The sequence below is a fragment of the Candidatus Sysuiplasma jiujiangense genome, from assembly GCA_019721075.1.
GTDB lineage: Archaea > Thermoplasmatota > Thermoplasmata > Sysuiplasmatales > Sysuiplasmataceae > Sysuiplasma > Sysuiplasma jiujiangense.
In genome coordinates, this window is sequence record JAHEAD010000047.1 from 1 (window position 1) to 4,305 (window position 4,305).

Below are 4,305 nucleotides of genomic sequence, written 5' to 3' on the forward strand. Positions count from 1 at the left end.
GGGACAAGGGCAAATTTTGCACTAGCGGAGATAATGACCAGCTTTCTGGCCTCGGTGACTGGACAGAGTGTTGAGATGGATTATTCCCCATATCACATATACCTGCGGTGTTCCCGCCAGATAACGGCATCAGATGTCGAGAGGATTATCAAGGGAATAGACCCTGGCAGGCTGGAAGAGTATATCAGGGGCGTCGCCAGGAGGTCAAGATTTTTCAACCTGGTATTCCTGTACGAAGCGAAAAAATTCGGCGTGATAAGTAAGGATGCCGACATGAGCCGCATTCGCTTCGAGAAGATAGTGGACTCTTACCTTGAAACGCCGGTTTACACAGATTCCGTGAGGAAACTGATTACCAACTACATGGACCTGGACTCGCTGAGAGGATTCCTTTCCAACACAAATGAAATTGAGTTTGTTCTTATGAACAATATTTCAGGGTCTTCTGGAATCTTCCTCAGGCACTATTCTGAGAAGGTGTTGCCACTTCGGCCGACCAAGTCCATACTTGAATCCGTCAAGACCAGGCTGATGAATGAAGAAACGGTCCTATATTGCGTCTCCTGTGGTAATATCCGGACAATGAAGATTCGCGAGATAAAATCAATAAAGTGTCCGGATTGCGGCAGTTACCTTGTGGCTTCGTTATCACGATATGACCGAGAGGAACTGGACTCCATAAACCATAAGGGTGGCGACAATTCCAGGATAAGAAGAAGAATTTCAAAGAATGCTCATCTTGTCAGGGAGAAGGGTATGATAGCCATAATAACAATGGCTGCAAGGGGGATCGGGGCGGAAACCGCCTCAAGGATCCTCGAGGTGTCGTATCACAGCGAGGATGACATTATCAGGGCTATACTCAACGCTGAGGTGGAGTTCGCAAAGAACAAGCGGTACTGGGATTGAAATGCCGGCTGTACAATTTATCAGGCGTGAACCCGAAAGAACGCTTAAGATCATTGAAGCGTACATTGAAAAGAATCTGGAAGTCCCGGTTATTGTCGAGGGCATGAAGGATATGGAGGCCCTCAGAAAGATCGGGTTTCGTGGCAGAGTTATCGTTTACAACTCGGGGCTTAGCGTGGTTGCATTCTCAGAATGGGTCTCCAGAACAGAGAGGCGTGTCATACTGCTCATGGACTTTGACAGAACTGGAAGTATTTTGAGGAGGCGGCTATCATCAATCCTTTCTGCCGTGGTTCAGGAAGTTGATGTCGGGCTCTGGATATATATCCGGAGACACCTGCCTGTCAGGGCGGTGGAAGAGCTCCCTGCTATCATTGAAGCGCTGGGAAGCTTGTCGCGTTCACCCCCTCCAGGGAGAAAGAGAGGAAAGAATCGGGAATAAAAGTTTATGATTGACGCTGGATTAAGGTCAGATGGCTTCCAACATCAAGCTGACATTCTTTGGCACAGGTGGGTCGTGGCCCACACCGATCCGTGGACTCCCCGCAGTGGGGATACAGGTTGACGACATTTTAAACCTCTTCGACTGCGGAGAGGGGACCCAAAAGCAGATAATGGCCAGCAGCACCTCTTTCATGAAGATAGAGAATATCTTCATATCCCATTTTCACGGGGACCATTTCATTGGCCTGATAGGCATGGTTCAGAGCATGTCCTTTAACGGGCGCGTTGCCCCACTGAATATTTATGGCCCGCGAGGAGCTGTACGCATGGTGCTTAATGCACTGAATGTGGGTTACTTCAGGCTAAATTTTGACGTAAAGATAACAGAGCTCGAGGACAGCGGAAGCTACGACTTTGGGGACTTTATAGTCAGGACACAGCCAAATGATCATCCTGTGCCCGCAATATCTTTCAGCCTGGAGGAGAAGGACATGATCCGCATCGACAGGGAGAAGGCGGATGAATTGGGATTTCCCGTCAGAAGGCTGGAAGAGCTACGGAAAAAAGGTGTTGTTGAAGTAGGAGGAAAAGTATTCAGGATAGAGGATGTCAGTGCAGGAACAAGGAAGGGGCGCAAGATAGTTTACACTGGGGATACGAGACCAATGAAGTCAACCGTAGCATTTGCTAAAGGGGCAGACGTTCTTATTCATGATACAACCACGGATTCGTCACTGGAGCCAAAGGTAAACGAGTTCGGCCACACCTCTTCCAGGCAGGCTGCTGAAATAGCCCGGGATTCAGGAGTTAAGCGGCTGTACCTGTTTCATTACAGCCCGAGGGTGGATAACGTAAACACTCTCCTTGAAGAGGCTAGAAGCATATTCCCCCAGTCCTGTGCAAGCAGCGATCTGCTTGAATATGACGTACCGGTGAACAGAGCCTCGCCAGAATAGTTTAGCCAAGACATTATCTTTTGACAGGTTCAGTGGTGATGCCAGTCTGATCCTGGTAATTTCCCGATCGCTGCTCGTAGGTTTGGGCAGGTTCTGATGACATCCTAATGAATGTGATCTGGGCTATTCCCTTTCCCGTGGCAACCATAACGGGGGCATCGGTTGCGTTATACAGGGCAAGGGTGAGTTCTCCCCTGAAACCGGAATCCACAAGTCCGAAACTCCCAATGATTCCCTTCCTGCAGAAGGAAGACTTGAGCCATATCTGGCCTGCAATTCCGGATGGCATCTCCAGTCGCTCCAGCGTTGAAACCAGAAAGAAGCTTCTGGACGGGATGTTGCCGTCTGTTCCATTACCACCTGGCAAACTGATCCTGCCAGCAGTAAGATCATATCCATTCGGTGTAAGCTGTTCCTCCCTGTAGTTGCTAACAATGAGTTTTCCCCTGGTTACAAGGGATCTTATCTCTGCGTCAGAAAGCATTCTGAAGTATAGCTGTGGACGAGATAATATGGTTTCTATTCATCGTGAGATACCAGATGGCCCATTTCCGGCCCGGATTCCGGGCAGAAATCTGTTAAGCAGCACATAGAAAACCATTGCAAGCACGAATGATACATAATAGCTGAGGTCCACTCCACCAAGCACCTGCGCAACTGGACCGTACGGGAAGCCGGATGGCGCCATGAAAGGTATCGAGATAACGATTGCCGCACAATATGCAATAATGCCAGAAAAGTTGTACCTCAAATTCTTAGCTTGGCCATATCTTCGGCCGCGATTGACTATGAAGAAGTCTGCCAGGATAATTCCAATCCATGGCGTGATCCAGTAATCGAGAAGATAGAGGAATGTTTCATAGGAATAATTGAATCCATTTATCACGGAAAGGATTGAGAATACAACTGCCACGGCAGACATTAAGATTACTACTGTTATTCGCCTGAGGTTAAGCCCGGCAGCTTTTATCGAAAGGGAATTTGAGTAAAGGTTTATGGAGTTTGCGGCAATCCCTCCCAGAACAATTCCAACAAGGCCAACGTCAAAGAACCTTCCCATAATCGGTGCAAGCGCGCTAGCAGGATTCGCGGTAGAGGCCTTTCCCGACGCAATCGCGACGAGCATGCCTGTGATTTCAAGCCACAGCGATGCAGCAAATCCTCCTGCAAATGAATAGGTGAACACTTTTCCGAGGCTTGTTCGAGGAGAGATATATCTTGAATAGTCCGAAGCATACGGCCCCCAGCTCATTATGTACGAGAAGGAGAGCGCGAGTACGATTCCGAACTGAGTAAACAGAGTCAGCGATGTGTTTGCAGAGTATGTGACTGACCAGTGCAAATGGTCAAAAGCAAAATATGTAACCACAACAAAAATCACTCCCAGAACGTATGACATTAATCTTTCAAATTTATGTATGAATTTGTGGCCGAAATATGCTGATATGCCAACGATAACTGCAACTAAAATTATGGAATATATGAGGAATATCCCGCTTATCAGCAGACTTATTGCAAATGCAGCAAGCACTGTATTTATGGTCAGCCATCCTGTTGTGTTCAGCCATTGCAGGACAGACATAATTGCCCCGCCGCTATCGCCGAACGATCTCCTCCCCATTACCATCTGTGGCACCCTCGACTTGGGTCCAACCGCGCTCATAAGTCCCAACAGTGAAGCACCAAGGACATTGCCAAGGACAAGTGCGATAAGGGTTGTGTCCAGGTCAAATCCGAAATATATGGGAAGAAATCCAAGGGCAAAATCGCCAATGGTCAGGTTTGAAGCGAACCAGATATAGAAAAGGGAAGAGGCTTTCGGGCCACTGGCATTGTCTGGTACTGCCTGTACATCAAGCCTTTCAGGTGTGAAAACCGAGTCTGCACCTAACACTTGTTCGGTCATATGGGATAATAAGGAAAAGGTATTAAATTGTAACGGGCTTGGAAAGGGACTCGACCATGGTACCTTAATGAGTCTCCGAGTTTTTGTTCA

5 protein-coding genes are annotated in these 4,305 nt (G+C 47.9%); 3 read left to right on the forward strand and 2 right to left on the reverse strand.

What is annotated here, in order from left to right; genetic code table 11:
* From KIS29_11315 to rnz, 3 genes are all read left to right on the forward strand, one after another.
* A partial coding sequence (locus tag KIS29_11315) for an Lhr helicase (protein MBX8640914.1) occupies nt 1-909 on the forward strand: 909 nt, incomplete at its 5' end.
* A gap of 1 nt (nt 910) precedes the next feature.
* Nucleotides 911-1,351 (forward strand): hypothetical protein, encoded by a 441-nt coding sequence (locus KIS29_11320; protein MBX8640915.1) that lies wholly within the window; start codon nt 911-913, stop codon nt 1,349-1,351.
* Nucleotides 1,352-1,382: 31 nt separating this feature from the next.
* On the forward strand, nt 1,383-2,309 hold the full coding sequence (gene rnz, locus KIS29_11325; protein ID MBX8640916.1) for a ribonuclease Z: 927 nt from the start codon (nt 1,383-1,385) through the stop codon (nt 2,307-2,309).
* A gap of 13 nt (nt 2,310-2,322) precedes the next feature.
* On the opposite strand, the gene dcd is transcribed toward rnz, so the two are convergent.
* Nucleotides 2,323-2,793 carry a dCTP deaminase gene (gene dcd, locus KIS29_11330; protein ID MBX8640917.1) on the reverse strand — a complete coding sequence of 157 codons (471 nt, stop codon included), beginning with the start codon at nt 2,791-2,793 and terminating at the stop codon, nt 2,323-2,325.
* Nucleotides 2,794-2,832: 39 nt separating this feature from the next.
* Nucleotides 2,833-4,215, reverse strand: coding sequence for a cytosine permease (locus tag KIS29_11335; GenBank protein ID MBX8640918.1), 1,383 nt, complete (start codon nt 4,213-4,215; stop codon nt 2,833-2,835).
* Nucleotides 4,216-4,305 lie beyond the last annotated feature (90 nt).

Coding starts and splice junctions, on each gene's coding strand:
- KIS29_11320 (MBX8640915.1), top strand. CDS start 911: ATGCCGGCTGTACAATTTATCAGGCGTGAACCCGAAAGAACGCTTAAG.
- rnz (MBX8640916.1), top strand. CDS start 1,383: ATGGCTTCCAACATCAAGCTGACATTCTTTGGCACAGGTGGGTCGTGG.
- dcd (MBX8640917.1), bottom strand. CDS start 2,793: ATGCTTTCTGACGCAGAGATAAGATCCCTTGTAACCAGGGGAAAACTC.
- KIS29_11335 (MBX8640918.1), bottom strand. CDS start 4,215: ATGACCGAACAAGTGTTAGGTGCAGACTCGGTTTTCACACCTGAAAGG.